Source organism: Hydrogenophaga sp. (genome assembly GCF_019264445.1).
GTDB lineage: Bacteria > Pseudomonadota > Gammaproteobacteria > Burkholderiales > Burkholderiaceae_C > Hydrogenophaga.
Genome location: NZ_JAHVAB010000043.1, coordinates 1 through 23,989, shown reverse-complemented (window position 1 = coordinate 23,989; position 23,989 = coordinate 1). Strand labels below are relative to the sequence as shown.

At 67.6% G+C, this 23,989-nt stretch carries 25 protein-coding genes; 15 read left to right on the top strand and 10 right to left on the bottom strand.

The annotated features are described in order from the left end of the window. Positions 1–11: 11 nt before the first annotated feature. Together KXJ60_RS07135 and KXJ60_RS07130 are read right to left on the bottom strand one after the other, a co-directional pair. Positions 12–890, bottom strand: coding sequence for a metal ABC transporter permease (locus KXJ60_RS07135; RefSeq protein ID WP_291125694.1), 879 nt, complete (start codon positions 888–890; stop codon positions 12–14). Beyond that, positions 887–1,621 (bottom strand): ABC transporter ATP-binding protein, encoded by a 735-nt coding sequence (locus KXJ60_RS07130; protein WP_291125692.1) that lies wholly within the window; start codon positions 1,619–1,621, stop codon positions 887–889. Before KXJ60_RS07130 ends, KXJ60_RS07135 begins: the two co-directional genes overlap by 4 nt. Positions 1,622–1,749: 128 nt before the next feature. Between KXJ60_RS07130 and KXJ60_RS07125 the strand changes: the two genes are divergently transcribed. The 6 genes from KXJ60_RS07125 to KXJ60_RS07100 are packed head-to-tail and all read left to right on the top strand — an operon-like array spanning position 1,750 to position 5,964. Beyond that, a complete protein-coding gene (locus KXJ60_RS07125) occupies positions 1,750–2,256 on the top strand; it encodes a Fur family transcriptional regulator (protein WP_291125689.1) in 507 nt (168 codons plus the stop codon). Then, on the top strand, positions 2,253–2,912 hold the full coding sequence (locus KXJ60_RS07120) for an ATP-binding cassette domain-containing protein (protein ID WP_291125686.1): 660 nt from the start codon (positions 2,253–2,255) through the stop codon (positions 2,910–2,912). The genes KXJ60_RS07125 and KXJ60_RS07120 overlap by 4 nt, the downstream gene beginning before the upstream one ends. After that, entirely contained in the window at positions 2,909–4,132 is a 1,224-nt protein-coding gene (locus KXJ60_RS07115) for an ABC transporter permease (protein WP_291125684.1), read from the top strand. The genes KXJ60_RS07120 and KXJ60_RS07115 overlap by 4 nt, the downstream gene beginning before the upstream one ends. Positions 4,133–4,137: 5 nt before the next feature. Beyond that, a complete protein-coding gene (locus KXJ60_RS07110; RefSeq protein ID WP_291125681.1) occupies positions 4,138–4,380 on the top strand; it encodes a hypothetical protein in 243 nt (80 codons plus the stop codon). A gap of 11 nt (positions 4,381–4,391) precedes the next feature. After that, on the top strand, positions 4,392–4,979 hold the full coding sequence (locus KXJ60_RS07105; protein WP_291125680.1) for a DUF3299 domain-containing protein: 588 nt from the start codon (positions 4,392–4,394) through the stop codon (positions 4,977–4,979). A gap of 28 nt (positions 4,980–5,007) precedes the next feature. Beyond that, a complete protein-coding gene (locus KXJ60_RS07100) occupies positions 5,008–5,964 on the top strand; it encodes an AEC family transporter (protein ID WP_291125678.1) in 957 nt (318 codons plus the stop codon). Between the two features lie 10 nt (positions 5,965–5,974). Here the strand turns inward: KXJ60_RS07100 and KXJ60_RS07095 are convergent, their stop codons facing one another. Together KXJ60_RS07095 and KXJ60_RS07090 are read right to left on the bottom strand one after the other, a co-directional pair. Continuing rightward, entirely contained in the window at positions 5,975–6,427 is a 453-nt protein-coding gene (locus KXJ60_RS07095; RefSeq protein ID WP_291125675.1) for a hypothetical protein, read from the bottom strand. 1 nt (position 6,428) lies between these two features. Further along, positions 6,429–6,959 carry a GNAT family N-acetyltransferase gene (locus tag KXJ60_RS07090; protein WP_291125671.1) on the bottom strand — a complete coding sequence of 177 codons (531 nt, stop codon included), beginning with the start codon at positions 6,957–6,959 and terminating at the stop codon, positions 6,429–6,431. Between the two features lie 173 nt (positions 6,960–7,132). Here KXJ60_RS07090 and rpsP point away from each other — a divergent pair, with 173 nt between their 5' ends. From rpsP to KXJ60_RS07060, 6 genes are all read left to right on the top strand, one after another. Next, on the top strand, positions 7,133–7,387 hold the full coding sequence (gene rpsP / locus KXJ60_RS07085; protein ID WP_291125668.1) for a 30S ribosomal protein S16: 255 nt from the start codon (positions 7,133–7,135) through the stop codon (positions 7,385–7,387). Between the two features lie 16 nt (positions 7,388–7,403). Then, the gene (gene rimM / locus KXJ60_RS07080) at positions 7,404–8,003 is read left to right on the top strand and encodes a ribosome maturation factor RimM (RefSeq protein ID WP_291125665.1); all 600 of its coding nucleotides are present in this window, start codon (positions 7,404–7,406) and stop codon (positions 8,001–8,003) included. 50 nt (positions 8,004–8,053) lie between these two features. Next, positions 8,054–8,830 carry a tRNA (guanosine(37)-N1)-methyltransferase TrmD gene (gene trmD, locus KXJ60_RS07075; RefSeq protein ID WP_291125662.1) on the top strand — a complete coding sequence of 259 codons (777 nt, stop codon included), beginning with the start codon at positions 8,054–8,056 and terminating at the stop codon, positions 8,828–8,830. Positions 8,831–8,962: 132 nt separating this feature from the next. Continuing rightward, entirely contained in the window at positions 8,963–9,319 is a 357-nt protein-coding gene (gene rplS / locus KXJ60_RS07070) for a 50S ribosomal protein L19 (protein WP_066268749.1), read from the top strand. 80 nt (positions 9,320–9,399) lie between these two features. Next, positions 9,400–10,083: a CoA pyrophosphatase gene (locus tag KXJ60_RS07065; RefSeq protein WP_291125660.1), complete on the top strand. Its 684-nt coding sequence runs from the start codon at positions 9,400–9,402 to the stop codon at positions 10,081–10,083. Positions 10,084–10,141: 58 nt separating this feature from the next. Then, the gene (locus tag KXJ60_RS07060) at positions 10,142–11,074 is read left to right on the top strand and encodes a CobD/CbiB family protein (RefSeq protein ID WP_291125657.1); all 933 of its coding nucleotides are present in this window, start codon (positions 10,142–10,144) and stop codon (positions 11,072–11,074) included. 24 nt (positions 11,075–11,098) lie between these two features. Here KXJ60_RS07060 and rsgA read toward each other — a convergent pair whose 3' ends face one another. The 3 genes from rsgA to KXJ60_RS07045 are packed head-to-tail and all read right to left on the bottom strand — an operon-like array spanning position 11,099 to position 13,634. Next, entirely contained in the window at positions 11,099–12,037 is a 939-nt protein-coding gene (rsgA, locus tag KXJ60_RS07055) for a ribosome small subunit-dependent GTPase A (protein ID WP_291125654.1), read from the bottom strand. Next, the gene (locus KXJ60_RS07050) at positions 12,037–12,357 is read right to left on the bottom strand and encodes a 4a-hydroxytetrahydrobiopterin dehydratase (RefSeq protein ID WP_291125651.1); all 321 of its coding nucleotides are present in this window, start codon (positions 12,355–12,357) and stop codon (positions 12,037–12,039) included. Before KXJ60_RS07050 ends, rsgA begins: the two co-directional genes overlap by 1 nt. A gap of 14 nt (positions 12,358–12,371) precedes the next feature. After that, on the bottom strand, positions 12,372–13,634 hold the full coding sequence (locus KXJ60_RS07045; protein ID WP_291125648.1) for a M48 family metallopeptidase: 1,263 nt from the start codon (positions 13,632–13,634) through the stop codon (positions 12,372–12,374). Between the two features lie 83 nt (positions 13,635–13,717). Here KXJ60_RS07045 and orn point away from each other — a divergent pair, with 83 nt between their 5' ends. The 3 genes from orn (at position 13,718) to KXJ60_RS07030 (ending at position 18,267) form a co-directional block, all read left to right on the top strand. Further along, complete coding sequence (gene orn, locus KXJ60_RS07040) at positions 13,718–14,320, top strand: oligoribonuclease (RefSeq protein WP_291125646.1); 603 nt, start codon at positions 13,718–13,720, stop codon at positions 14,318–14,320. A 95-nt stretch (positions 14,321–14,415) separates the two neighbouring features. After that, positions 14,416–16,002 (top strand): inorganic phosphate transporter, encoded by a 1,587-nt coding sequence (locus KXJ60_RS07035; RefSeq protein WP_291125644.1) that lies wholly within the window; start codon positions 14,416–14,418, stop codon positions 16,000–16,002. A 336-nt stretch (positions 16,003–16,338) separates the two neighbouring features. Continuing rightward, entirely contained in the window at positions 16,339–18,267 is a 1,929-nt protein-coding gene (locus KXJ60_RS07030; RefSeq protein WP_291125642.1) for a DEAD/DEAH box helicase, read from the top strand. A 64-nt stretch (positions 18,268–18,331) separates the two neighbouring features. Here KXJ60_RS07030 and atzF read toward each other — a convergent pair whose 3' ends face one another. From atzF to KXJ60_RS07015, 3 genes are all read right to left on the bottom strand, one after another. Continuing rightward, the gene (gene atzF / locus KXJ60_RS07025) at positions 18,332–20,170 is read right to left on the bottom strand and encodes an allophanate hydrolase (protein ID WP_291125640.1); all 1,839 of its coding nucleotides are present in this window, start codon (positions 20,168–20,170) and stop codon (positions 18,332–18,334) included. A gap of 32 nt (positions 20,171–20,202) precedes the next feature. Further along, on the bottom strand, positions 20,203–23,739 hold the full coding sequence (locus KXJ60_RS07020; RefSeq protein ID WP_291125638.1) for a 5-oxoprolinase/urea amidolyase family protein: 3,537 nt from the start codon (positions 23,737–23,739) through the stop codon (positions 20,203–20,205). Next, positions 23,721–23,989: hypothetical protein (locus KXJ60_RS07015; protein ID WP_291125635.1), on the bottom strand; the 269-nt coding region annotated here is incomplete at its 5' end. The genes KXJ60_RS07015 and KXJ60_RS07020, both read right to left, overlap by 19 nt.

The window sequence follows — 23,989 nt, the reverse complement described above, 5'->3', positions numbered from 1 at the left end:
TGGTCCTTTGCTCAGGCTTGGAGGTGGGAGAAACGGGAGCGCTGCTGGCGCAGCAGGCCGTGCGGCGCCAGCAGCATCGAGACGAGGTACAGCGCGCCCAGGCAGAGCACGATCACGGGGCTGGTGGGCCAGTCGGCGTGGTACGACACCAGCAGGCCGGTGGCGCTCGCCACCAGCGCCAGTGCGCTGGCGAGGGCCAGCAGCGGCCCGATGCGGCGCACCCAGAAGCGCGCCGTGGCGGCGGGCAACACCATCACGCCCACCGCCATCAAGGTGCCCAGCGCATGGAAGCCGGCCACGAGGTTGATGACGAGCAAGGCCATGAAACCGTAGTGGGCGGCGGCGCTCCAGCGGCTCTGGCCGCGCAGAAAGCCCGGGTCCAGGCATTCGAGCACCAGCGGGCGGTACAGCACCGCAAGCGAGACCAGCGTGGTCAGCGTGATGCCACTCAGCAGCACCAGCGCGTCGTTGTCCAGCGCCAGCACGGTGCCAAAGAGCACGTGCAGCAGGTCCACGCTGTTGCCCCGGGTGGAGACGATCAACACGCCCAGCGCGAGCGAGAGCAGGTAGAACGCGGCGAGGCTGGTGTCTTCGCGCATCACGGTGTGCCGGGCGACCCAGCCGGAGCCCACGGCCACCGCAAGACCTGCCGCAATGCCACCTATGGTCATGGCGCTCAGCGACAGGCCGGCCGCGAGGTAGCCGATGGCCGCGCCGGGCAGGATCGCATGGGCCATGGCGTCGCCCATGAGGCTCATGCGCCGCAGCATGAGGAACACGCCCACCGGCGCCGCGCTGAGCGACAGCGCCACGCCGCCCAGCAGCGCGCGCTGCATGAAGCCGAATTCCAGAAAGGGGGTGAGCCACAGGTCGGCCCAGGGCGCGCTCATGCGGTGGCTCCGTGCGCGTGCAGCCTGGGGGCTGCGTGACACACCTCTGCACCGTCGTCAAAGGGCTCCTGCATGTGCAGGGCGCGCTGCCAGTTGGCCGGCGTGAGCACGTCGGCGGTGGCGCCCCAGGCGATGGGCTCGCGGGCCAGCAGCAGCGTCTGCGGAAAGTGCGCGCGCACCTGGGCCAGATCGTGCAACACGGCCACCACCGTTTTGCCCCCGGCCACCCAGCGGTGCAGCAAGGCCAGCAAATCGTTGGTGGTGCGCTGGTCGACGGCGGCGAAAGGTTCGTCGAGCAGCACCACGGGGGCGTCTTGCAGGATCAGCCGGGCGAACAGGGCGCGCTGCCACTGGCCTCCTGACAGCGAGTCGATGCCGCGCCGCTCAAAACCCAGCAGCCCCACCTCGGCCAGTGCGCTGTGGCAGGCCTGCCGGTGTGCGGCGGTGTGGCGCCCGAGCGCGCGCACCTGGTGCCACAGGCCGAGCATCACGAAGTCGCGCACCGAGATCGGGAAGCTGCGGTCAATGCCCGCGTGCTGCGCGAGCCAGGCCACGCGGTGCGGATCGAGCCCCTCGATCCAGCCGCCAATGGGGTCGAGCCGGCCCGCCAGGGCTTTGATCAAGGTGGACTTGCCGGCGCCGTTGGGGCCGACCACCGCCACGAGCGAGCCCGCCGCCACGACCAGCGACAGGTGGTGCACGGCGGGGTGCCGTTCGTACCCTAGGGTCAAGTCTCGAAGGACGATGGGGCGTGCAGAGGGCGGGCGGCTATCGGGTGAAAACACGTTGGGACTAAGATATTGCAACTCAATTGCGATAGCCGCATATTAACGCAACCAAGTTGCAATAATGCAGAGGCATGCCCATGGTCACCCGAGCTCCCCGAGAAACCGCCACTGTGCCGCCCCACATCCAGACGCGCCTGGAAGCCGCCGGCTTGCGCCGCACCCTGGCCACGCGCGCCGTGTTGGGCCTCTTCCTGGCGCAGCCTCCGGGCGGGCTCACGCATGCCCAGGCGCTCCAGGCGCTGACGGCGCGCGGGCTGGACATCAACCGCGTCACCCTCTACCGGCTGCTCGATCGCCTGGCCGCTTGCGGCGTGCTGCAACGCCATACCGACGACCAGGCGCGCACCTGGCGCTTCAACCTGGCACCCCGGGAAGCGAGCGGTGAAGACGAGGGCGCGCTGCCGCGCTTCGAGTGCGATGCCTGTCACCGGCAGTTCCGCCTGACCGACGCGAGCGAGCCCACGCGGGCGATGGCGCAAGACCTGTTCAGCTCGCTGGCCCGCCTGGGCCACCAGGGTGCGCGGGTGGACGTATCGGTGCATGGCACCTGCGCGGGCTGTGTCGAGGCGGCTTCGTGATCGAGTCGCGTGGCCTGCGCTGTGCCTACCCGGGCAGCGATCCGTTCTCGCTTCCCGACGTGGACGTGGCCCAGGGCGGCACGCTGCTGCTGCGCGGCCCCTCGGGCAGCGGCAAGTCGACCTGGCTGGCGCTGGCCGCCGGGCTGCTCACGCCTTCGGCGGGTGAGATCGTGGTGGCGGGGCAGTCGGTGGGCGCCCTGGGCGGCGCCGCGCGCGACGCCTGGCGGGCGCGGCACATCGGTTTTTTGCCACAGCGGCTGCACTTGAGCGAAGCGCTGACGGTGGCCGACAACCTCGCGCTGGCTTTCTACGCAGCCGGCCTTCCGGTGGACCAGGCCGCGCTGGCGCGCACGCTCGATACCCTGGGTCTCAAGGAGCTGGCCCGGCGCCGCCCATCGCAGCTGTCGGGCGGGCAGGCCCAGCGCGCGGCGCTGGCGCGTGCCGTGCTGCTGCGCCCGAAAGTGATCCTGGCGGACGAGCCCACGGCCAGCCTTGATGACGACACCTGCGCGAATGCGCTGGCGCTGTTGCGCCAGACCGCCGACACGCTCGAAGCCACGCTGGTGATGGCCACACACGATGCGCGCGTGTGCCAGGCGCTGCCGCACGCGCAGGCGCTGGTGTTTGAAGCCTTGTCGGCGAGGTCGGCGGCATGAACGTGTTCTCGCTGTCCTGGCGCTACCTGTGGTCGCGCCCCTTGACCACCGCGCTCAACCTGCTGTTGCTCGCGTTGGGCCTGGCGTCGATGGCGTTTTTGCTGATCGCGCGCGACCAGGTCGACCGCGCCTTCGAGCGAGACCTGGCCGGCATCGACGCGGTGGTGGGGGCCAAGGGCAGCCCGATGCAGCTGATCCTGGCCGGTGTGTTCCACCTCGATGTGCCGCCCGGGAACATTCCGCTGTCCGAGGTGCGCGAGCTTGAAAAAACCCCGCAGGTCGCGCAACTGATTCCCCTGAGCCTGGGCGACAACCTGGGCGGCTTTCGCATCGTTGGCACCACGCACGCGTACCCGGCGCACTACGGCGCGACGCTCGCGCAGGGTGTGCTGTGGCAGGCGCCGCTGGAGGCGGTGCTCGGGGCGCAGGTGGCGCAGCGCACGGGGCTGCAAGTGGGCCAACGGTTTGAGGGCGCGCATGGTCTGGGCGCGGGTGGGGCGGTGCACGGCGACACGCCCTACAGCGTCACTGGTGTGCTGGCACCTTGCGGCTGCGTGCTCGACCGCTTGGTGTTGACCGCCACCGAATCCGTCTGGCGCGTGCACGACGACATGCACGCGGGCGCCAGCATGAGCGAGGACGAACGCGCCGAGCTCGAAGAAGCGCTGGCCGAAGACCGCGAAATCACGCTGGCCCTCATCCGCTACCGCTCGCCGCTGGCGGCCGTGAGTTTCCCGCGCTTTGTCAACCAGGGCACCTCGATGCAGGCGGCCGCGCCTGCGGTGGAAATCACCCGGCTGCTGAACATGGTGGGTGTCGGCACGCAGGTGCTGCGCGCGCTCGCCGCTGTGCTCGTGGTGGTGGCCGGGCTGTCGGTGTTCATCGCGCTGTGGAGTGCGGTGCGCGAACGGCGCGCAGACCTTGCCATGTTGCGCATGCTGGGCGCGCCGCCCGCGCGCGTGGCCGCGCTGCTGCTGTGCGAGGCACTCTGGCTGGCCGCGCTGGCCTGCGTGCTGGGCCTGCTGGCGGCGCACGCCCTCACGGCAGTGGCCGGTGACTTTTTGATCGCCCGCCATTCGCTGGCCATTGCCGGCTGGCAGTGGGTGCCCGGGGAAGCCTGGGTGCCCGTGCTGGCCTTCGGGGTGGCGGTGGTGGCGGCGCTCCTGCCGGCCATCAACGCTTACCGCATCGACGTCACTCAACTTCTCAACTCAAGGTAAATGCCATGAAAAAACCACTCGTCCTTCTCCTGACCGCCGCGCTGCTGTCCACCGCCGCGCTCGCCCAGCATTCCGACAAGGAAATCAAGGAAGACGCCGCGCGCCACCGCGCCATGGCCGCCGCACACGAAGGCGCGGCCAAATGTCTTGAAGCCGGCAAGGGCGAGAAAGTCTGCATGCAGGAACTCTCGGTGGCCTGCAAGGGTCTGGCCTTGGGCAAATACTGCGGCATGCGCCACGCCCATTGACTCCACACACCATGACCCCACCCCAGCTCTTCACATTCGTGGCCCGTCGCGGCGCATGCACCGTCCGGGTGGCTCTGGGCGCTCTGGTGGCCGTATCGGTGGCGTGCCCGGCGTGGTCGCAGCCCACCCTGAGTTCGCCCGTGCCTGCGGGCGCTTCGGCGCCGCCACACCCCGGTGTGCCAAGCGGTCAGGGTGCGGGTGTGCACAGCCCCCTGAGTCCCTTTGCTCCGCTGCCCAAGCGCGAGGACGTGGTGGCCTGGTCATTGCTCACCGACATCACCACCAAGGTGGACAACAAGCGCATCGTGCCGGTGTACCCGGCGCCGGTGGCCGGGCTGAACCAGAAAAAAGTGCGCCTGCAGGGTTTCATGATGCCGCTGGAGCCGGGGGAGAGCCAGCGCCATTTCCTGCTGGCGTCGGTGCCGATGACGTGCAGCTTCTGTACCCCGGGCGGGCCCGAAAGCATGGTGGAGGTGCGCACCGCCAAACCGGTGAAGTACAAGCTGGAAGCGGTCGTGGTCGAGGGCACGTTCCATGTGTTGCAGAACGATCCGTACGGCCTGTATTACCGGATCACGAGCGCGGTAGGCGTCGAGTAGGTCTTCCCGCGGCGGCTACCATCGCCGGGTGAACATTGCAGCCAACCCCGTCGTCGCCTCCCTCACCCCTGTCTTCATCCTGATCGGTCTGGGCTACCTGGCCGGTCGGCTGGAGTGGATCCGCGATGCCGCGATCAAGGACCTTTCCAACCTCGTCTTCCTGCTGCTGATCCCGGCGCTGCTGTTTCGCACCATGAGTTCGGTGCATTTCGAGACGCTGGACCTGCGCCCGCTCGGCGCCTACTTTCTGGCCGCGTTGTCCTTGCTGGCGGCGTCGATCGCCTGGCGCGGGTTCAACTGCGGCAGCGTGGTGATGGCGCTGGCCGGGACCTTCTCCAACATGGTGATGATCGGCATCACGCTGGTGGAGCTCGCCTACGGCAAGGAAGGGCAGGTGACCTTGCTCACACTGGTGTCGGTGCATGCGCTGATCCTCCTGACGCTGGGCTCCATCGTCCTTGAACTCGCCGTGGCCCGTGAGGCGCGTGCGGGCGGCCAGCGGGTGCCGCATGTGCTGTCCACGGCGTGGTCGGCCTTCAAAGGTGCGCTCATCCACCCGATTCCGCTGCCCATCCTGAGTGGTCTGCTGTTCGCACAAACCGGGTGGACGCTGCCCACCGTGGTGGACAAGCCGCTGCAGTTGCTGGGCAGTGCATTCGGCCCGATCGCGCTGGTGCTCGTGGGTGTGACGCTGGCGCGCACGCCGATGGCCGGCCATCTGCGGCAGGCGCTGTGGATCAGCGTCTCCAAGAACCTGGTGCTGCCGGTGCTGGTGGGCCTGAGCGCATGGGCGATGGGCATCACCGGCCTGCCGCTGACCGTGATGGTGGTCGCGGCGGCCCTGCCCATTGGCGCCAACGTGTTCCTGTTTGCCCAGCGCTATGAGGTCGCACAGGAAGTGACCACCGCGAGCATGGGCCTGTCGACCTTGCTGGCCCTGGTCACGCTGAGCGCGACCATGACCCTCATGTCATGGATTCACTGAGCCCTGGGGCTCACTGGCTGATCTTGCGTGCTTCCTCGACCTGGTACTCGAAGTAGCGCTGGAAACCGAAGGCCAGGCTGCCCATGAGCGCAATCGTGCCGACCAGCAAGGCGGCCACGAGCGCACCGATCGTCAGCCAGTTGGTGCCCCCCGAGGCGGCTTCGGCTGCCAGGTCCGGGTTGAACTGGCGGTTCCATTTTTCGCGGTCGGTGAGTGCGTAGACGATCGCCATGAGGCAACTGGCGGCGATGGTGGCACCCAGCAGCGGGATCAGCACCCAGGAGAGTTTGTCGTCCTGTCCGTAGAGCAGCACGCGGTCCACACCCCACAAACCCAACGCCGCCGGAATGGGGTGCAGCCAGCCCACCCAGTCGCCCAGGCCGCGCAGGTAAAAGCGGTGCAGGCCGAGCGCACCCCCCAGCAGCGCCAGACAGACCGCCAGCGTCTTGTTCTTGCGCGCCATGTCAGACGCTCCCTTGCGGCGGCGTGCTGTCGCCCGCACCCAGGGTCTTTTGCATCAGCACGATGTCCAGCCAGCGGTCAAATTTCCAGCCGCACGACTGCACCACACCCACCGGCTCAAAGCCCAGCGCCTTGTGCACGCCAATCGAGCCGGCGTTGGCCGAGTCGCCAATCACGGCCATGACTTTGCGTGTGCCCGTGCGCTCCAGCACCGCGAGCAGCTCCGCCAGCAGGGCGCGGCCCAGGCCCTTGCGGTGTGCGGAGGGGTCCATGTAGATCGAGTCTTCAACAGAAAAGCGGTACGCCGGGCGCGGCTTGAACCAGTTGCCGTACGCGAAGCCCAGCACCTGTCCGTTGTCTTCGGCCACCAGCCAGGGCAGGCCTTTGGCCAGCACATCGGCTCGGCGGCTGGTCATGTCGGCCAGGCTGGGTGGGGTGGTTTCAAAGGTGCCGGTGCCGTGCAGCACGTGGTGGCCGTAAATGCGGGTGATGGCGTCGAGGTCTTCGTCGCGGCTGGGGCGGATCAGGGGCATGGGAGGCTCGGGGCAGGAGGGAAATGGCAAAACCGGCGCACGGGCTATAATCGCGGGTTTCGTGGCGTTTCGCTGGCCGGGTGGTCAGTCGTGTGTCTCAAGCGCTGCAAATAGCGGGTCGCAAGATCCAGTGAAGTACCGATGTTGGTACCTCTCCACCCGAAGGATAAATCATGGTCGTCATTCGACTCTCCCGCGGCGGCGCAAAAGCCCGTCCTTTCTACAACATCGTGGTTGCCGACAAGCGCAACCGCCGCGATGGCCGTTTCATCGAGCGCATCGGTTTCTACAACCCGCTGGCCCGCGGTGGTGAAGAGCCCCTTCGCATCGCCCTGGACCGCCTGACCTACTGGACCAGCGTCGGCGCCACGCCTTCGGACACGGTGGCGCGTCTGGTGAAGCAAAACGCCGCCAAGGCAGCGGCCTGATCTCACCGTCTTCCCGGTGAGCAGCCCCGCGTCCGGCGCCTTCACGGCGTCACCCCTGCCCGACGACGCTGTCGAGCTGGGCCGCATTCAGGACGCGTGGGGCATCAAGGGCTGGGTGCGCATCCTGCCCCACAGCGCCGACACCTCGGCGCTGGTCGCGTCCTCCTCCTGGTTCCTGCAGCCGCCCGAAGCCCGCTTCGCGCGCGGCTTTTCGGCGTTTTCAGGTGTTGTCCGCGTGACGGTGCTCGAGGTCAAGGCCCACGCCGATGGTTTGGTGGCCCAGCTTCAAGGCCTGGACGATCGCAACGCAGCTGAAGCGCTCAAGGGCGTTCGCATCCTGCTGCCGCGCAGTGCCTTTCCGGCCACGCCGGAGGGCGAGTTCTACTGGATTGACCTGATCGGCCTTTCGGTGGTCAACCGCGAAGGCATTGACCTGGGCGTGGTGCGCGACCTCATGCCCACCGGGCCGACCTCCGTCCTGGTGCTGGAGTACACAGAGACGGTTGAGGGTGTCGAGCAAACCGCTGAGCGCATGATTCCGTTCGTGGCCGCGTATATCGATGACGTGGACAAGGCCCGCCGCATCATCACCGCCGACTGGCAGCCCGACTACTGACCTCCTGGTGGGGCGCCTTCGCGCGGATGGCAGAAGCTCACAATACCGCCATGCGCTTCGACGTCATCACCCTGTTTCCCGAGCTCTTTGCACCGTTCCTTCAGCACGGTATCAATCGCCGCGCTTTCGAGTCGGGCCAGGTGGCGGTGCATCTGTGGAATCCGCGCGATTTTGCAGAGGGCAACTACCGCCGTGTGGACGATCGTCCTTTTGGTGGCGGCCCCGGCATGGTCATGATGGTCGAGCCGCTGTGGCAATGCCTGCAGGCGGTGCGCGCCGCCCGCAACGACGAGCCGGATGCCCGTGCGCCCGTCGTCCTGTTTTCCCCCATCGGACAGCCGCTGAACCACACCAGTGTGGAGCGGTGGTCTGGCAGTGCGGGTGCGGTACTGGTGTGTGGCCGCTACGAGGGCATTGACCAGCGGTTCATTGACACCTGCGTGGATCTGCAGATCAGCCTGGGCGACTTTGTGCTCTCGGGCGGAGAAATCGCCGCCATGGCCTTGCTTGACGCGGTGGCGCGCCTGCAACCCGGTGTGCTCACCGACGAAGGCAGCCACCAGCAGGACAGCTTCAATCCGGCGCTTGACGGCCTGCTGGACAGCCCGCATCACACGCGCCCCGAGGTGTGGCAAGGGCCGAACGGTCCGTTGCCCGTGCCCGATGTCCTCACGGGCGGGCACCATGAGCGCATTGCCAGGTACCGGCGCGAGCAGAGTTTGCGCATCACCGCCGCCCACCGACCCGATCTGCTCGCCCGAGCCCGTGAGCAGGGGCTGCTCGCTGCGGCAGACCTTTCTTTCCTGCGCTCGCAAGGCTTGCTATAATCCGAGGCTTTTCGATCCTCTGACCGGCCGCCGCGACCGGGCCAGCCCGCAAACCTGCAAAGGTCTGGACAGGGCCCCCGCCGGATTCGCGGCCTTTAGTGCAGCGCGGTCATGACCGACAAACAGGAAACCATGAACCTCATCCAGACCCTTGAGCAAGAAGAAATTGCTCGCCTTGGCAAAGTCATTCCCCCGTTCGCCCCCGGCGACACCGTGATCGTCAGCGTCAACGTGATCGAAGGCACCCGCAAGCGCGTGCAGGCCTACGAAGGCGTGGTGGTGGCCCGTCGCAACCGTGGCCTGAACTCCAGCTTCATCGTGCGCAAGATCTCCAACGGTGAAGGCGTCGAGCGCACGTTCCCGCTGTACAGCCCGCTGATCGCGAAGATCGAAGTCAAGCGCCGTGGTGCTGTGCGCCGCGCCAAGCTGTACTACCTGCGTGAGCGCAGCGGCAAGTCGGCGCGCATCAAGGAAAAGCTGGGCGCGTGAGGCTTTCCGCCTGACACCCGCTTCCAGAAAAGCCGCTCCACGGAGCGGCTTTTTTTCGTCTGTCCTATTCTGGCGTGCCCATGACCCAAGTTCTCCCCGCTTTTGATCCGAGACTGGCGCCGATCGTGGCGGATGAAGCAGACGCGCTGTTGCTGCCCGCGCAGGCGCAACGCCTTACTGCGGACGGCTTGCGCGCCTTGTTTGCCAACCCCCCCGCCTGGACGCCCGAGCTGCACCGCGAAAAGAAATTTGCCGACAGGGCGCCTGCGCAGGCCGCCGTGTTGATCCCGCTGGTGATGCGAGAGGAGCTCACGCTCATACTGACCCAGCGCACCGCGCATCTCTCCACCCACTCGGGCCAGATCGCCTTGCCTGGGGGCAAGCTCGATCCTGATGACGCCGACGCCACAGCCGCCGCGCTGCGGGAGGCGCACGAAGAAATCGGCCTGCCGCCCGAGCGTGTCGAGGTGCTGGGCACTTTGCCGATCTATGTCACCGGCACTTCGTTCATCGTCACGCCCGTCGTTGGCCTGGTGCAGCCGGGCTTTGAGCTCGTGCCCAACCCGCACGAGGTGGATGACGTGTTCGAGGTACCGCTGGCTTACCTGATGAACCCGCTGCACCACCGCCGCCATTCGCATGCCTTCGAGGGCGTCGTTCGCGAGTGGTACTCCATGCCTTACCTTGATGGGGATCGCGAGCGGTTCATCTGGGGCGCCACAGCCGGCATGCTGCGCAACTTCTACCGCATGCTCAGCGCCTGAGTGCAGGCGGTCTCACGCTCCTCGCAGGCGCTGCAAAGCGCGCCACTATGATGGCGGCATGAGTTTCTTCGCCATCCTGATTGCCTTGTTGATCGAGCAGGCGCGCCCACTGGCCTTTGACAACCCTGTGCACGCCGGCCTGCGCAGCTGGGCACGCACGGTGCGCCGCAACCTGGATGCTGGCCAGTCGTCCCACGGTTGGGTGGCCTGGGTGCTGGCGGTCGGTGTTCCTGCGGCTGTTTCTGGCCTGGTGTACTGGGGTCTGTGGCAATTCAGCTCGGTGCTCGCATTTGCATGGACGGTGGCGATTCTTTACGTCACGCTGGGCTTTCGCCAGTTCAGTCACCACTTCAGCGAAATCCGCCAGGCGCTGGACGTGGGCGACGACGCACTTGCGCGCGAGAAGCTCGCGCGCTGGTTGCGCGTGGATGCCTCCAGCCTGCCGCGCACCGAGTTGTTGCGGCAGGTCATCGAGCATTCGGTGCTGGCTGCACATCGCCACGTATTTGGGGTGCTGGTGTGCTTTGTGGTGTTCTGGGCCATTGGCCTGGGCCCCTCAGGCGCGGTGTTCTATCGCCTGGCGGAGTACCTCTCGCGCAACTGGCGCGCGCGACCCGATGGCACGCCCAGTCTGGCCTTGCAGCATGCCGCTGAAGCAGGGTGGCGCTGGGTGGACCACGTGCCCGCACGGCTGACCGCGCTGGGCTTTGCCGTGGTGGGCAACTTCGAGGAAGCCGTGGCGAGCTGGCGAGGTGACGCCGAGCGCTTCGCCCCTGGAAGCGACGGTGTGGTGCTGGCGGCGACCTCGGGCGCGATCAACGTGCGCCTGACGCCGCAGTCGACCGATGCGCTGGCATCCATTGAAGAAGGCGATCCCGGCGCTCGCCCCGATCCGCAGCTGGCGCACCTGAGCAGTGTGGTCGGCCTGGTGTGGCGCGCCGTGGTGCTGTGGATGCTGCTGCTCGCGCTGCTGACGCTGGCAGGCCTCTAAAGCGGACGCCTCAGCAACGGCCGCTCAGTAGCGGCGTTTGTCGGAGAGTTCGGCGAACAACTCGCGATAGAGGCGGTAGCGGTTCTCGCTGATGGCCAGCGCATCTGTCGACGCCTGATCAGGCTCGCCCTGCTGCACATGCGCCACCACCGCGCAACCCGGTTCGTGCAGGTGGGTGCAGTTGTAAAAGCGGCAGTTCCCGAGCGTGGCGTTCAGGTCGGGCATCAGGTGGGCGAGCTGCATGGGCTCGATGTGGTTCAGTCCGAATTCCTGAAACCCGGGTGAGTCGATCAGCGCGGTCTGGCGCGTGGTATCGGTCCAGTACCACGTGGTGCTGGTGGTGGTGTGCTTGCCGGAGTTGAGCGCCCGGGAGATCTCACCGGTTTGCGCGCGCGCTTCGGGCACCAGTCGGTTGACCAGCGTGCTCTTGCCCACGCCTGAGGGGCCAAGCACCAGCGTGTTTTTGTGGGCGAGGCGGTGCTGCAGTTCGTCCAGGCCGGCCTCGGTGCCATCCGCCGAATTCAACCGCAGCGGCAAGACGGTGGAGCCCATGCGGCGATAGGGCCCGAGGCGAGCCCAGGCGCGGTCAAAGGCGGGTTGGAGGTCGCTTTTGTTGAGCACGATGAGCACGTCGATGCGCTCGGCCTGTGCCGCAATCAGTGCCCTGGCCAATTGGCTTTCCGAGAATTCCGGGTCGGCGGCCACCAGCACCAGGACCTGATCGAGGTTGGCCGCGAACGACTTCGTGCGCATCTCGTCCTGGCGGTAAAAGAGGTTGTGGCGCGGATCCACGCGTTCGATGCTGCCTTCGTCGCCAGTGACCTGCCACTGCACGCGGTCACCGACCACCACGGCGTTCTTCTTGCCCCGCGGGTGGCAGATGCGCCGCTCGCCGTCGGTGCTTTCGACCAGGCAGTGGCGCCCGTGGGCGGCCACCACAAGACCGGGTTGCAAATCGGCCATCAGGCCTTCTGCAGCGCGTCCACCGCGCCGGCGCAATGGAAGTCACTCACCGAAATGCCATTCACGTCGTGCGTGTTGAAGCGCACAGTGCAACGGCTGTAGCCCAGCGCGAGGTCGGGGTGGTGGTCTTCGCGGTGCGCCACCCAGGCCAGCGCATTCACGAACGCCATCGTCTCGTGGAAGTTGGCGAACTGGTAGGTTTTCTCCAGCGCACCGTCGATCAGCTTCCAGCCCTGCGCGGCATCGCCGTTGAGCTGGGTGAGTTGGGTGACGATTTCAGTGGCTGAGAGCGCGCGTCGGTTGAGGTGGATCGGGTTCATGGCATCTGGGCCGGTCAGGCGGCTTGCAGGCGCGAGAGGCGCTCGCTCGCCGGGGGGTGGGAATAGTAGAAGCGCGCGTACAGCGGGTCGGGCGTGAGGGTGCTGGCGTTGTCCTTGTACAGCTTGAGTAAGGCGCTGGCGAGGTCTTGGCCATTGGTGTGCTCGACGGCGTAGGCATCGGCTTCGAACTCGTGCCGGCGCGAGAGCTGCGCCATCAAGGGGGAGAGGAAAAACGTGAACAGCGGCACCACCATCATGAAGAGCAGCAAGGCCAGCGCATCGTTGGGTGCGTCCATCGCTGGGCTGACGCCCAGCCCGCTGAAGAACCAGGCCTGGCTCGACACCCAGCCCAGCAGCGCGAAGCCCGCCAGGCTCAGCGCAAACATCATCACGATGCGCTTGAGGATGTGACGGCGCTTGTAGTGACCCAGCTCATGCGCGAGCACGGCATCGATTTCCTGCGGGCTCAGTTGCTTGAGCAGGGTGTCGAAAAACACCACGCGCTTGGCGGCGCCAAAGCCGGTGAAGTACGCGTTGGCGTGTGCGCTGCGCTTGCTGCCATCCATGACAAACAGGCCCTTGGCGGCAAAACCGCAGCGCTGCATCAGCGCATTCACACGCGCCTTGAGGGTTTCGTCCGAGAGCGGTTCGAACTTGTTGAACAGTGGCGCGATGAGTGTGGGGTAGAGCACCAGCGCGAGCAGGTTGAAGGCCATCCACACGCCCCAGGCCCACAGCCACCAGGTGGCGCCGGCTGCGCCCATGAGCCAGAGCACCAGCGCGGCAATGGGCAGTCCGATCAGTGCGCCGACCAGCGAGCCTTTCAGCAGATCGCCCAGCCACAGCGAGAGCGTCATCTTGTTGAAGCCAAAGCGTTCTTCGATGCGGAACGTGGCATACCAGCTCAGGGGCAGCGTGAGCACGCCACCGATGACCACGAAGGCCGCCATGACGCTGAGCTGCTGCAGCATGCCGCCGCCCAGCGCATCCAGCAGCCACTGGTTGAGCCAGTCCAGCCCGCCCAGCAGTGTCCAGCCGAGCAGCAGCGCTGCATCCAGTGCGATCTCGAGCATGCCGAAGCGTGCCTTGGTGATGGTGTAGTCGGCGGCTTTCTGGTGGGCGGCCACTGAAATGGTGTCGCTGAACGCGGCGGGCACCGCGTGGCGGTGTCGCGCCACATGCCGGATCTGCCGGCTCGCGAGCACGGTGCGAACCAGCAGGCCCACGACCAGCAGGGCGCAGAAGAGGGCGGTGAAGGCAAACGAGGCGGTGTCCATGGGGGTGGAGTCTATCGAAGACGGTGTTCTGCGCGGGCTGTAGGGCCGGGCCCATGGCGGGCGGATCGGCGAGAATCCCGGGCATGACTTCAGCTACCCCAGCGGCCGCGACGGCCCCGGCGACCCTCGCCGAAACCCCCACCCTGACCAAGAGCGACCAGAACCTGGTCTGGATCGACTGCGAGATGAGCGGGCTCGACCCTGAGAAAGAGCGGTTGCTGGAGATTGCCGTGGTGATCACCGGCCCTCAGCTCACGCCGCGCGTCGAAGGCCCCGTGATCGTGGTGCACCAGAGCGACGCCGTGCTGGGCGCCATGGACGCCTGGAACAAGGGCACGCATGGTCGCAGCGGGCTGATCGACAAGGTCAAGGCCAGCTCGGTTAGCGAAGCGGAGGCCGAGGCCACGCTCCTGGCGTTCATCGGGAAGTACGTGCCCAAGAACGGCTCGCCCATGTGCGGCAACACCATCAGCCAGGACCGCCGTTTTCTGGTGAAGTACATGCCCAAGCTGGAGGCTTACTTTCACTACCGCTGCCTGGACGTGAGCACGCTCAAGGAGCTTGCCAAGCGCTGGCGCCCCGAGGTGTATGAGTCTTTCAAGAAGCACCAGAAGCACACGGCGCTGGCCGATGTGCACGAGTCCATCGACGAGCTCGAGCACTACCGCACGCACTTCCTGCGCTGAGTAGACAGGCCACCTGCGGCTTGCCTGGAGGGCGTTGCGCCGGATGAAGGGCGCCTGGCCGCATGTCAAAATTGTGACGTTCACATGAGATTCGCATGACAAAAAAATCCCGCTCGCGCTTCGTTTCGAAGCACCAGGAGGTGTTCCAGCTGGGCGCCGCCGTGTTGTTCCTCCTGCTGGTCGGCGTCTATGCCTCGCTCACGGGGGCTTCCGCAGCGGGGCTGAGCTCGTCGGCGGTGTGGCTGCTGATCGTGGCGGCAGCGGTGGGGGCCTACATGGCCATGAACATCGGCGCCAACGACGTGGCCAACAACATGGGCCCGGCGGTCGGCTCGGGGGCCATGACGATGGGTTGGGCCATCGCGATCGCGGCCTTGTTCGAGGCGCTGGGCGCCATCGTTGCGGGTGGCGATGTGGTGGGCACCATCAAAGGCGGCATCATCGACGCCGACGCGATCACCGACCCCGCGCTGTTTGCCTGGGTCATGTTTTCTGCGTTGCTGGCCGGTGCGCTCTGGCTGAACCTGGCCACCGCGCTCGGGGCGCCGGTGTCCACCACGCACTCCATCATCGGTGCCGTCATGGGCGCTGGCATTGCGGCCGGGGGCTGGGGCCTCGTCAACTGGGGGACCATTGGCCAGATCGTGATCAGCTGGGTGATTTCGCCGCTGGCGGGCGGCGCGATGGCCGCGGCCTTCCTCTACATCATCAAACGCAGCGTGACTTACCGCAGCGACATGATCGATGCCGCCAGCCGCGTGGTGCCCATCCTGATTGCCGTGATGGTCTGGGCCTACACCACGTACATGCTGCTCAAGGGGCTGGGCCAGTTGGTCAAGGTGGGATTTGTCGTTGCGCTGGTGGCGGGCGCCCTGCTGGCCGTGGTGGTGTGGGCGCTGATCCGCAAGCCGATTGCCGCCATGGCGCGTCGCCAGGACAACAGCAAGAGCGGTGTGAACCGCCTGTTCACCTGGCCGCTGATCTGCTCGGCCGCGCTGCTGAGCTTTGCCCACGGGGCGAACGACGTGGCCAACGCCATCGGGCCACTGGCCGCGATTTACGAAGCGGTCAAGGAAGGGGCCATCGCCACCAAGGCCGGCACGCCGATGTGGATCATGGTGCTGGGGGCGCTTGGCCTGGCGGTGGGGCTGGCGCTGTATGGCGCGCGGCTGATCAAGACCGTGGGCAAGGAAATCACCGAGCTGGACAACATGCGGGCGTATGCCATTGCCATGTCGGCCACGCTCACCGTGATCGTCGCATCGCAGCTGGGCATGCCGGTGTCCACCACGCACATTTCCATTGGCGCCGTGTTTGGTGTGGGCTTCCTGCGCGAGCTGCTCAAGGTGAACTACGCCAAGATGGAGTCGGTTGTGCGCACGGGCCACCAGGGAGCCGATCGCGACGAGGTTGAGGCATACCTCAACCGTTTCGAGGCAGCCGAGGTGAGTGAGAAGAAGCGCATGCTGGCCGACATGAAGCGCCGCGCCAAGCAGCGCGAGGCGGCCGAGGGCGCGGTGTTCGCCAAGAAGGAACAGAAGGCGTTCAAGAAGGCGTACAAAAAGGAAATCGTGAAGCGGTCCGTGGTCATGCGCATCGTGGCCGCCTGGATCGTCACGGTGCCCGCCACCGCTGTGCTGGCCGCGGTGCTTTTCTACGTGGTGCGCGCGGTGCTCAACTGAGCGTTGAAACAAGATTCAGGGTTTTCCCTGAATCTGTGCCATAATAGCGGGCTTCGCAGGCAACTGCGATGATTTGTGCATCTGCCTCACACACCAGGCCTCCCGGAACACCCGGTGGTTGCAATGTCTCCCCAGACGTTTCAACCGCCGCAGCGGATGGGGCCTTCGCTCCCGGCGTCACGTTCTCCCCTGTGACCCATGGCGCGTCGATCGTTTGATGGTTGATGTTTTGTAACCACGAACGGATTCGACGCCCCGGAGCTGCCACCTTTTCAGGTCGGCTGTCCCTTTAGCGTTTGCATTCGATCAATTGCACCGGATGGTGCATGGACGAACATGAGCGACTCTTTTGAAGCCCGCGGCGATTTCTCGCCCGAAACCCTGTCTGCCGATACCGACGCAGACATGTCTACCCCCGTGACCGTCGAACCCGTGGTGCCTGCCGGCCCCAACGGTTTCGAGCTGCTGGGCCTGGCGCCCGAGCTGGTGCAGGCCTGTGCCGATCTCGGCTATGTGCAGCCCACCGGCGTGCAGAAGAACGTGATTCCCAAGGCCATGCTGGCCGAGGGCGAAGCGCGTTTTGCCGACCTGATGGTGTCCAGCCAGACCGGCAGCGGCAAGACCGCCGCCTTCCTGCTGCCCGTGCTGCACACGCTGCTGCAACAGCGCGCCCAGGCCGATGCCCAGGAGCGCGCCGACCGCGAGCGCGCCGTGGCAGAAGCCCTGGCCCGTGGCGAAGCGCCGCCCAAGGCGCCCAAGCGCAAGGACCCGACCAGCCCGCGCAACTTCAAGGCCGCCACGCCCGGCGCGCTGATCCTGTGCCCCACGCGCGAACTCGCGCAGCAGGTGGCCAACGACGCAATCGACCTCGTGCGCCACTGCCGTGGCCTGCGCATTGCCAACGTGGTGGGCGGCATGCCTTACCAGCTGCAGATCGCGCGTCTGCAGAACGCCGACCTCGTGGTGGCCACGCCCGGCCGCCTGCTCGACCTGCAGCGCTCGCAGCAGCTCAAGCTGGATCAGGTGCAGTTCCTGGTGGTCGACGAAGCCGACCGCATGCTCGACCTGGGCTTCTCCGACGACCTGGCCGAAGTCAATGAACTGACCAGCCAGCGCCGCCAGACCATGATGTTCAGCGCGACCTTCGCGCCGCGCATCCAGCAGCTGGCCATGCGCGTGATGCACGACAACGGCAAGCACGTCCAGAAGGTGCAGATCGACTCGCCACAAGAGCAACACGCCAACATCAAGCAGGTGCTGTTCTGGGCCGACAACGCCGACCACAAGCGCAAGCTGCTCGACCACTGGCTGCGCGACACGACCATCAACCAGGCCGTGGTGTTCTGCAGCACGCAGATCGAGTGCGATGGCCTGGCCAACGACCTGCAGCAAGCCGGCTTTGCCGCCGTGGCGCTGCATGGCGCGCTCAACCAGGGCATGCGCAACCGCCGCCTGATGGCGCTGCGCAACGGCCAGGTGCAGATCCTGGTGGCCACCGATGTGGCTGCGCGCGGCATCGACGTGCCCACCATCACCCACGTCTTCAACTTCGGCCTGCCGATGAAGGCCGAGGACTACACGCACCGCATCGGCCGCACGGGCCGCGCGGGCCGCGACGGTCTGGCCGTGACGTTTGCCGAGCTGCGCGATCGCCGCAAGATCGGCGACATCGAGGCTTACACGCGCCAGCGCATCAATGTGGAGACCGTGCCCGGCCTGGAGCCGCGCCAGCGCGCACCGCAGCCCGAGTTTGGTGGCCGCGGCCGTCCGGCCGGTCGTGGTGACCGTTTCGGTGGTGACCGCAACTACGCCGACCGCAGCAACTTCAACGCCCGTGGCCCCGCACCGCGCGGCCCGCGTTTTGAGGGCCGTCCGGAAGGTCGCCCTGAAGGCCGCTTTGAAGCACCCCGCGTGGACCACAGCCGCCCCGAAACGCGCTTTGACCCGCGCTTCGAAGGCCGTGCCGAGCCGCAGCCGCGTCAAGAAGGCCGCTTCGACAACCGTGGCGAAGGCCGTGGCGAAGGTGGCTACCGCAACGACACGCGCCCTGCGGGCCGCACGTTCGACCGCGCACCGGCCCGCCCGGGTTTCGGTCCCAAGCCCACCGGTGGCTTCTCCAGTTTCGGCCGCACCGACAAGGGCGCTGACCGTGGTGGCTTCAGCGACCGTGGCAACGCCGAGCGCGGCGCCATGCGCGGCGAGTTCGCCCCGCGCCGCAGCGAAGGTGGCCCGGCCCGTCCGGTGGCCCGCCGCAATCCGCGCTGAGCCGGCACCCGCCCCATGAAAAAACCAGACCGTAAGGTCTGGTTTTTTTTCGCCTGTACGGCGTCTAGCGCGGCGCCCCGGCGGCCAGCCAGGCGCGCCAGCCGCCGAAGTGTGTGATGTCGGTCGCGCCGGTGATGCCCATGCCTTCGCAGATGAAGCCTGGCACCTCGCTGCCATCGGCCAGCTTGACCTTGCCGATGCCCAGCGGCGCGGGAATGCCCGCCACGAAGCTGCCGAACAGGGCCGATGGCACTTCCCACACTTCCAGAGCAATGGCCGCGCCGCCCTCGGCCACGCGCACCATGCCCGGGCGCTGCACCGGCCCGCCAGCCAGGGCGTAGAGGCGGTATTCGGGCGCGGACTGCGGGCTGGCCAGCAGGCGTGCCCCGCGCGAGGTGAGCTGGTGGTTCAGGGGCAGGCCGCTGAGGTGCGCACCGCACACCGCCACGCGCACAGTGCCCGTGCCTGCGGTGCCCACTTCGCCGGTGGGCAGGCCGCTGCAGGCGGGGGTCGACGCCACGTCCACCCCGGTGGCGCCCAGCGTGCCGCCCAGCGCGCGGTGAAAGCGGTCCGCCAGGCGCAGCAGCGCCAGGTCTTTGTGGGCTGGTGCGCCCAGTGTCACGCCCCATGGCAGGCCCTGAGCGTCGCCGCTGGCGAGCACGCCGGCGGGCACCGCCACGGCGCTGTGGTCCAGCAGGTTCACGAAGTTGGTGTAGCGGCCCAGGTGCGAGTTCAGCCGGATCGGGTCGGCCTGCATCTCGGCGATGCGGTAAATGGTGCCAGCAGTGGGCGTGAGCATGCAGTCCACGTCGTTCCACACCGCATCGCACACGCGGCGCAGCGCCTTGAGCCGGTACGCGCCGGCAAACGCCTCGGCCGCCGTCTTGTGCCGGCCGCCTTCGATGATGGTGCGCACCGGCGGGAACACCGCCTCGGGTTGCGCGTCGATGAAAGCCTGAATGGCCACGTAGCGCTCGGTGACCCACGGGCCTTCATAGAGCAGTTTCGCGGCCTCCAGGAACGGCGTGAGGTCGATTTCCACCGCCGTGCCGCCCAGCGATGCCAGGCGCTGCACGGCGCTGGCAAACAGCGCGGCAGCGGCGTCGTTGCCAAAGAAATCCAGGTCTTGCGCGCGCGGCACACCAAAGCGGAAAGGGCCTGCCGAGAAGTCCACGCCCAGGGGCTGCGCGGGGCGGCTGTAGGCATCGGTGGCATCGAACGCCGCCACCGCACCCAGTACGGCCTGCGCGTCGGCGGCGGTGAGCGCGAGGATGGAGGGCGTTTCCACCGAGCGGCAGGCCGGCAGCACGCCCGTGCCCGAGAGCAGGCCCAGCGTGGGCTTGAGGCCCACCAGGCCGTTGAACGACGCGGGCACGCGGCCCGAGCCTGCGGTGTCGGTGCCCAGCGCGAAGCTCACGCAGCCCCGTGCCACGGCCACACCCGAACCCGAGCTGGAGCCACCGGAGATGAAGGCGGGGTTGTGTGCGTTCTGGCACGCGCCGTAGGGTGAGCGTGTGCCGTTGAGGCCGGTGGCGAACTGGTCGAGGTTGGTCTTGCCCACCGGCACCGCGCCCGCAGCGAGCAGCTGGCGCACGACGAATGCGCTCTCGCCCGGCGTGAACGCGAACTCGGGGCAACCGGCGGTGGTGGGCACGCCGGCCAGATCGATGTTGTCCTTGATGGCAAACGGCACGCCGAACAGCGGCAGGCTGGCGGGGTCGACGCCGTCGAGCCGCGCCACGAAAGGTTCGAGTTCTTCGGCGCTGAGCACGTGGATGTAGGCGTGGTGCGTGTCGGCCCGGCTGCGGCGTTGCGCTTCGGCGACCACCTCGCGCACGGTGGTGCCGCGGCGGTAGGCGGCCTGCAGGCTGGCGAGATCGAAAGACAGGGTGGAGAGGGACATGGCAAAGGCTCCGTTGTAGTTGTGATGAAAGGTCAGGCGGCTTCGTCGATCAGCACCAGCACGTTCTGGCCGGCCGAGACGGCGCCCCCCTGGGCGCACAGCAGGCGGTGCACGGTAGCGTTGGCGGGTGCCAGCAGGTTGAACTCCATCTTCATGGACTCGATCACCAGCAGCACGTCGCCGGCCTGCACCTGCTGGCCTTCGTTCACGGCGACTTTCCACACGTTGCCGGGCACGCTGGTGGCCAGCGCGCGGCCGCCTTCGGGCAGGTCGATCTCGGCCTCCACACCCGCGGTCGACACATCGGCATCGCTCGCGTAGTCCATCTGGCCCGCGGCCGCCCAGCGCTCGCGCTCGGCTTCAAAGGCCGCCTGCTGCGTGGCCTTGAAGGCGGCGATGCTGGCGTCGTTGTCGGCCAGGAAGCGGCGGTACTCCTTCAGGCTGAAGCTGCCGTCTTCCGTGCGCAGCGCATGGCCACCGTGCGGAAAGCGCGCGCGGATGTCCTTCAACGCTTCTTCGCTCACGAGCTCGAAGCGGATCTGGTCGAAGAAGCGCAGCAGCCAGGGCTGTTCGAAGGGCGTGCCCGGCGTGCCATGGCGCCAGCGGTTCCACATCTGCAGCGTGCGGCCCACGAACTGGTAGCCGCCCGGGCCTTCCATGCCGTAGACGCACAGGTAGGCGCCGCCAATGCCCACCGCGTTTTCCGGCGTCCAGGTGCGCGCGGGGTTGTACTTGGTGGTCACCAGCCGGTGGCGCGGGTCCAGCGGCGTGGCCACCGGCGCACCCAGGTACACGTCGCCCAGGCCGAGCACCAGGTAGCGCGCATCGAAGACCACCTTGAACACGTCGTCGACCGAGTCCAGGCCATTGATGCGGCGGATGAACTCGATGTTGCTCGGGCACCAGGGCGCGTCCGGGCGCACCGACTGCATGTACTTCTCGATGGCCAGCTTCGTCTGCGGATCGTCCCACGACAGGGGCAGCACCACGGTGCGCGAAGGCACCACCATTTCGTCCACCGGTGGCAGCGCGTCGTCCACCTCGGCGATCACGCGCAGCAGCTCGTCGCGCGGCAGCCGCGCGGGGTAGAAGTGCACCTGCAGCGAGCGGATGCCCGGGGTGAGGTCGATCACCCCCGGCAGCTGCCGCTGCTTCAGGCCTTCGAGCAGCGCCTGCACGCGCATGCGCAGCTCCAGGTCGAGCTTGAGCGGCCCGAATTCGACGAGCACATAGCGGTCGCCGGCCTGGCGCACCACGCGGCGCGGCCGCTCGCCTTCGGCGGCGCGGTCGTCGAGGATGGGGCTGGGCGGCGAGCCTTCCGCGCGGTGAAAACGCACCGTGTCGCCGGGGCGCAGCTGGCCCAGCTTCCAGAGCTCCTTGTGCAGCACCACGGCCGGGCACACGAAGCCGCCCAGGCTGGGGCCGTCGGGCCCGAGGATCACGGGCATGTCGCCGGTGAAGTCGATGGCGCCGATGGCGTACGCGTTGTCGTGGATGTTGGACGGGTGCAGGCCGGCCTCGCCCCCGTCGGTGCGCGCCCACTGCGGCTTGGGGCCGATCAGGCGCACGCCGGTGCGACTGCTGTTGTGGTGCACCTTCCAGTCGGTGCCGAAGAACATGGCGATGTCGTCGGGCGTGAAGAAGTCGGGCGCGCCGTGCGGGCCATAGAGCACCGCAATGTCCCAGTGGTGCGTGTACTCGGGCACGAACACGTTGTCGCCCAGCGCCTGCGCGGCCACCGACGCCGGCTGGTCGGCCATGTGCAGCACGTCGCCCGTGCGCAGGTGGCGGCCCGCGTGGCCACCAAACTGGCCGAGCGTGAAGGTGCTGCGGCTGCCCAGGTACAGCGGCACGTCCAGCCCGCCGGCCACCGCCAGCGCCAGCCGCACGCCGTGCTCGCAGCGCCCCACCGCGAGCGTGCTGCCGGCTTTCACGGGCAAGGCTTGCCACATGGGCACGGCCTGCCCGTCGAGCGTGAGCGCAGCGGGTGCGCCCGTGACGGCCACCAGCGTGTCGGCGTTGAAGCGCAGCGTGGGGCCGGCCAGCGTGATCTCCAGCGCGGCGGTGTCCACCGCGTTGCCCACCAGCTGGTTGGCCATGCGGTGGGCGTGCGGGTCCATGGGGCCGCTGGGCGGCACGCCCACGGCCCAGTAACCCTGGCGGCCCGGCCAGTCCTGCACCGAGGTCTGCACGCCGGGCTCCAGCACGTCGATGGTGCGCGGCTTGAAGGCGAAGGTGGAGAGAAAGCGCGTGACCTGCCGGCCCTCGCGAAACACCGGGTGGCGCACCACCTGGCGCAGGTAGCCCAGGTTGGTCTCGATGCCGGCCAGGCGCGTGGCGTCCAGCGCGTCTTCCATCTGCGCCAGCGCCTGCTCGCGCGTCTCGGCCGTGACGATGAGCTTGGCCAGCATCGGGTCGTACCAGGCGGGCACCTCGGTGCCGCGCTCCACCCAGCCGTCCACGCGCGCCTGGTGCGGCGCGCCCGTGGGAAACACCACTTCGGTGAGCAGGCCCGCGCTGGGCTGGAAGTTCTTTGCCGGGTCTTCGGCGTACAGCCGCACCTGGATGGACGCACCGCGCGGCGTGGGCTGCAGCGTGTGCAGCGGGGGCAGGTCGCCCGCGGCCAGCTGCAGCATCCAAGCCACCAGGTCCACGCCGCACACCTGTTCGGTCACGCCGTGCTCCACCTGCAGGCGCGTGTTCACCTCCAGAAAATAGAAGGCACCGCTGGCCGCGTCGTACACAAATTCCACCGTGCCGGCCGAGCGGTAGTTCACCGCTTGCGCCAGCCGCACGGCGGTGGCGTGCAGCTCGGCGCGCTGCGCATCGGTGAGGCCGGGCGCGGGCGTTTCTTCAATCACCTTCTGGTTGCGCCGCTGCACCGAGCAGTCGCGCTCGCCCAGCGCGATCACGCCCCCCGCGCCGTCGCCAAACACCTGCACCTCGATGTGCCGCGCCTGCTCGACGTACTTCTCGATGAACAGGCCCGCGTCCTTGAAGTTGGCTTGCGCCAGGCGGCCCACCGACTCGAACGCGTCGGCCAGTTCGGCGTCGTTCCACACCAGGCGCATGCCGATGCCGCCGCCACCTGCGGTGCTCTTGAGCATCACCGGGTAGCCCACCAGGGCGGCTTCGGCGCGTGCGTCGTCCACGGTGCCGAGCAGGCCCGAGCCGGGCAGCAGCGGCACGCCGCACACCTCGGCCAGGTCGCGTGCGCGGTGCTTCAGGCCAAAGGCGCGCATCTGGTCGGGCGCGGGGCCGATGAAGGCGATGCCCGCGGCCTCGCAGGACTCGGCGAACGCCGGGTTCTCCGACAGAAAGCCGTAGCCCGGGTGAATGGCCTGCGCGCCGCAGTCGCGCGCGATCTGCAGGATGCGCTCGCCGCGCAGGTAGCTCTCGGCCGCGGGTGCAGGGCCGAGCAGGTAGGCCTCGTCGGCTTCGCGCACATGGCGCGCCTGCGCATCGGCCTCGGAGTACACCGCGACGCTCTGCACGCCCAGCGTTTTGAGGGTGCGGATGATGCGGCAGGCGATGGCGCCGCGGTTGGCAATCAGGACCTTGCTGAACATGAAAGGATCTCCGGTGCAGGTCGTCCTGCGTTGAGAAGGCGCACAGGCAGGTCGTCCTGCTTGTGAATCCAGAAGTCGTTCGCCCTGAGCTCGTTCCTGTTCGGGCTGAGCCCATTCCCGTTCGGGCTGAGCCTTTTCCCGCTCGCCCTGAACCCTTTCCCGTTCGCCCTGAGTTCATTCCCGTTCGCCCTGAGCTTGTCGAAGGGCATCCAGGCCGTGTGGGCAAGGGCTTCGACAGGCTCAGCCCGAA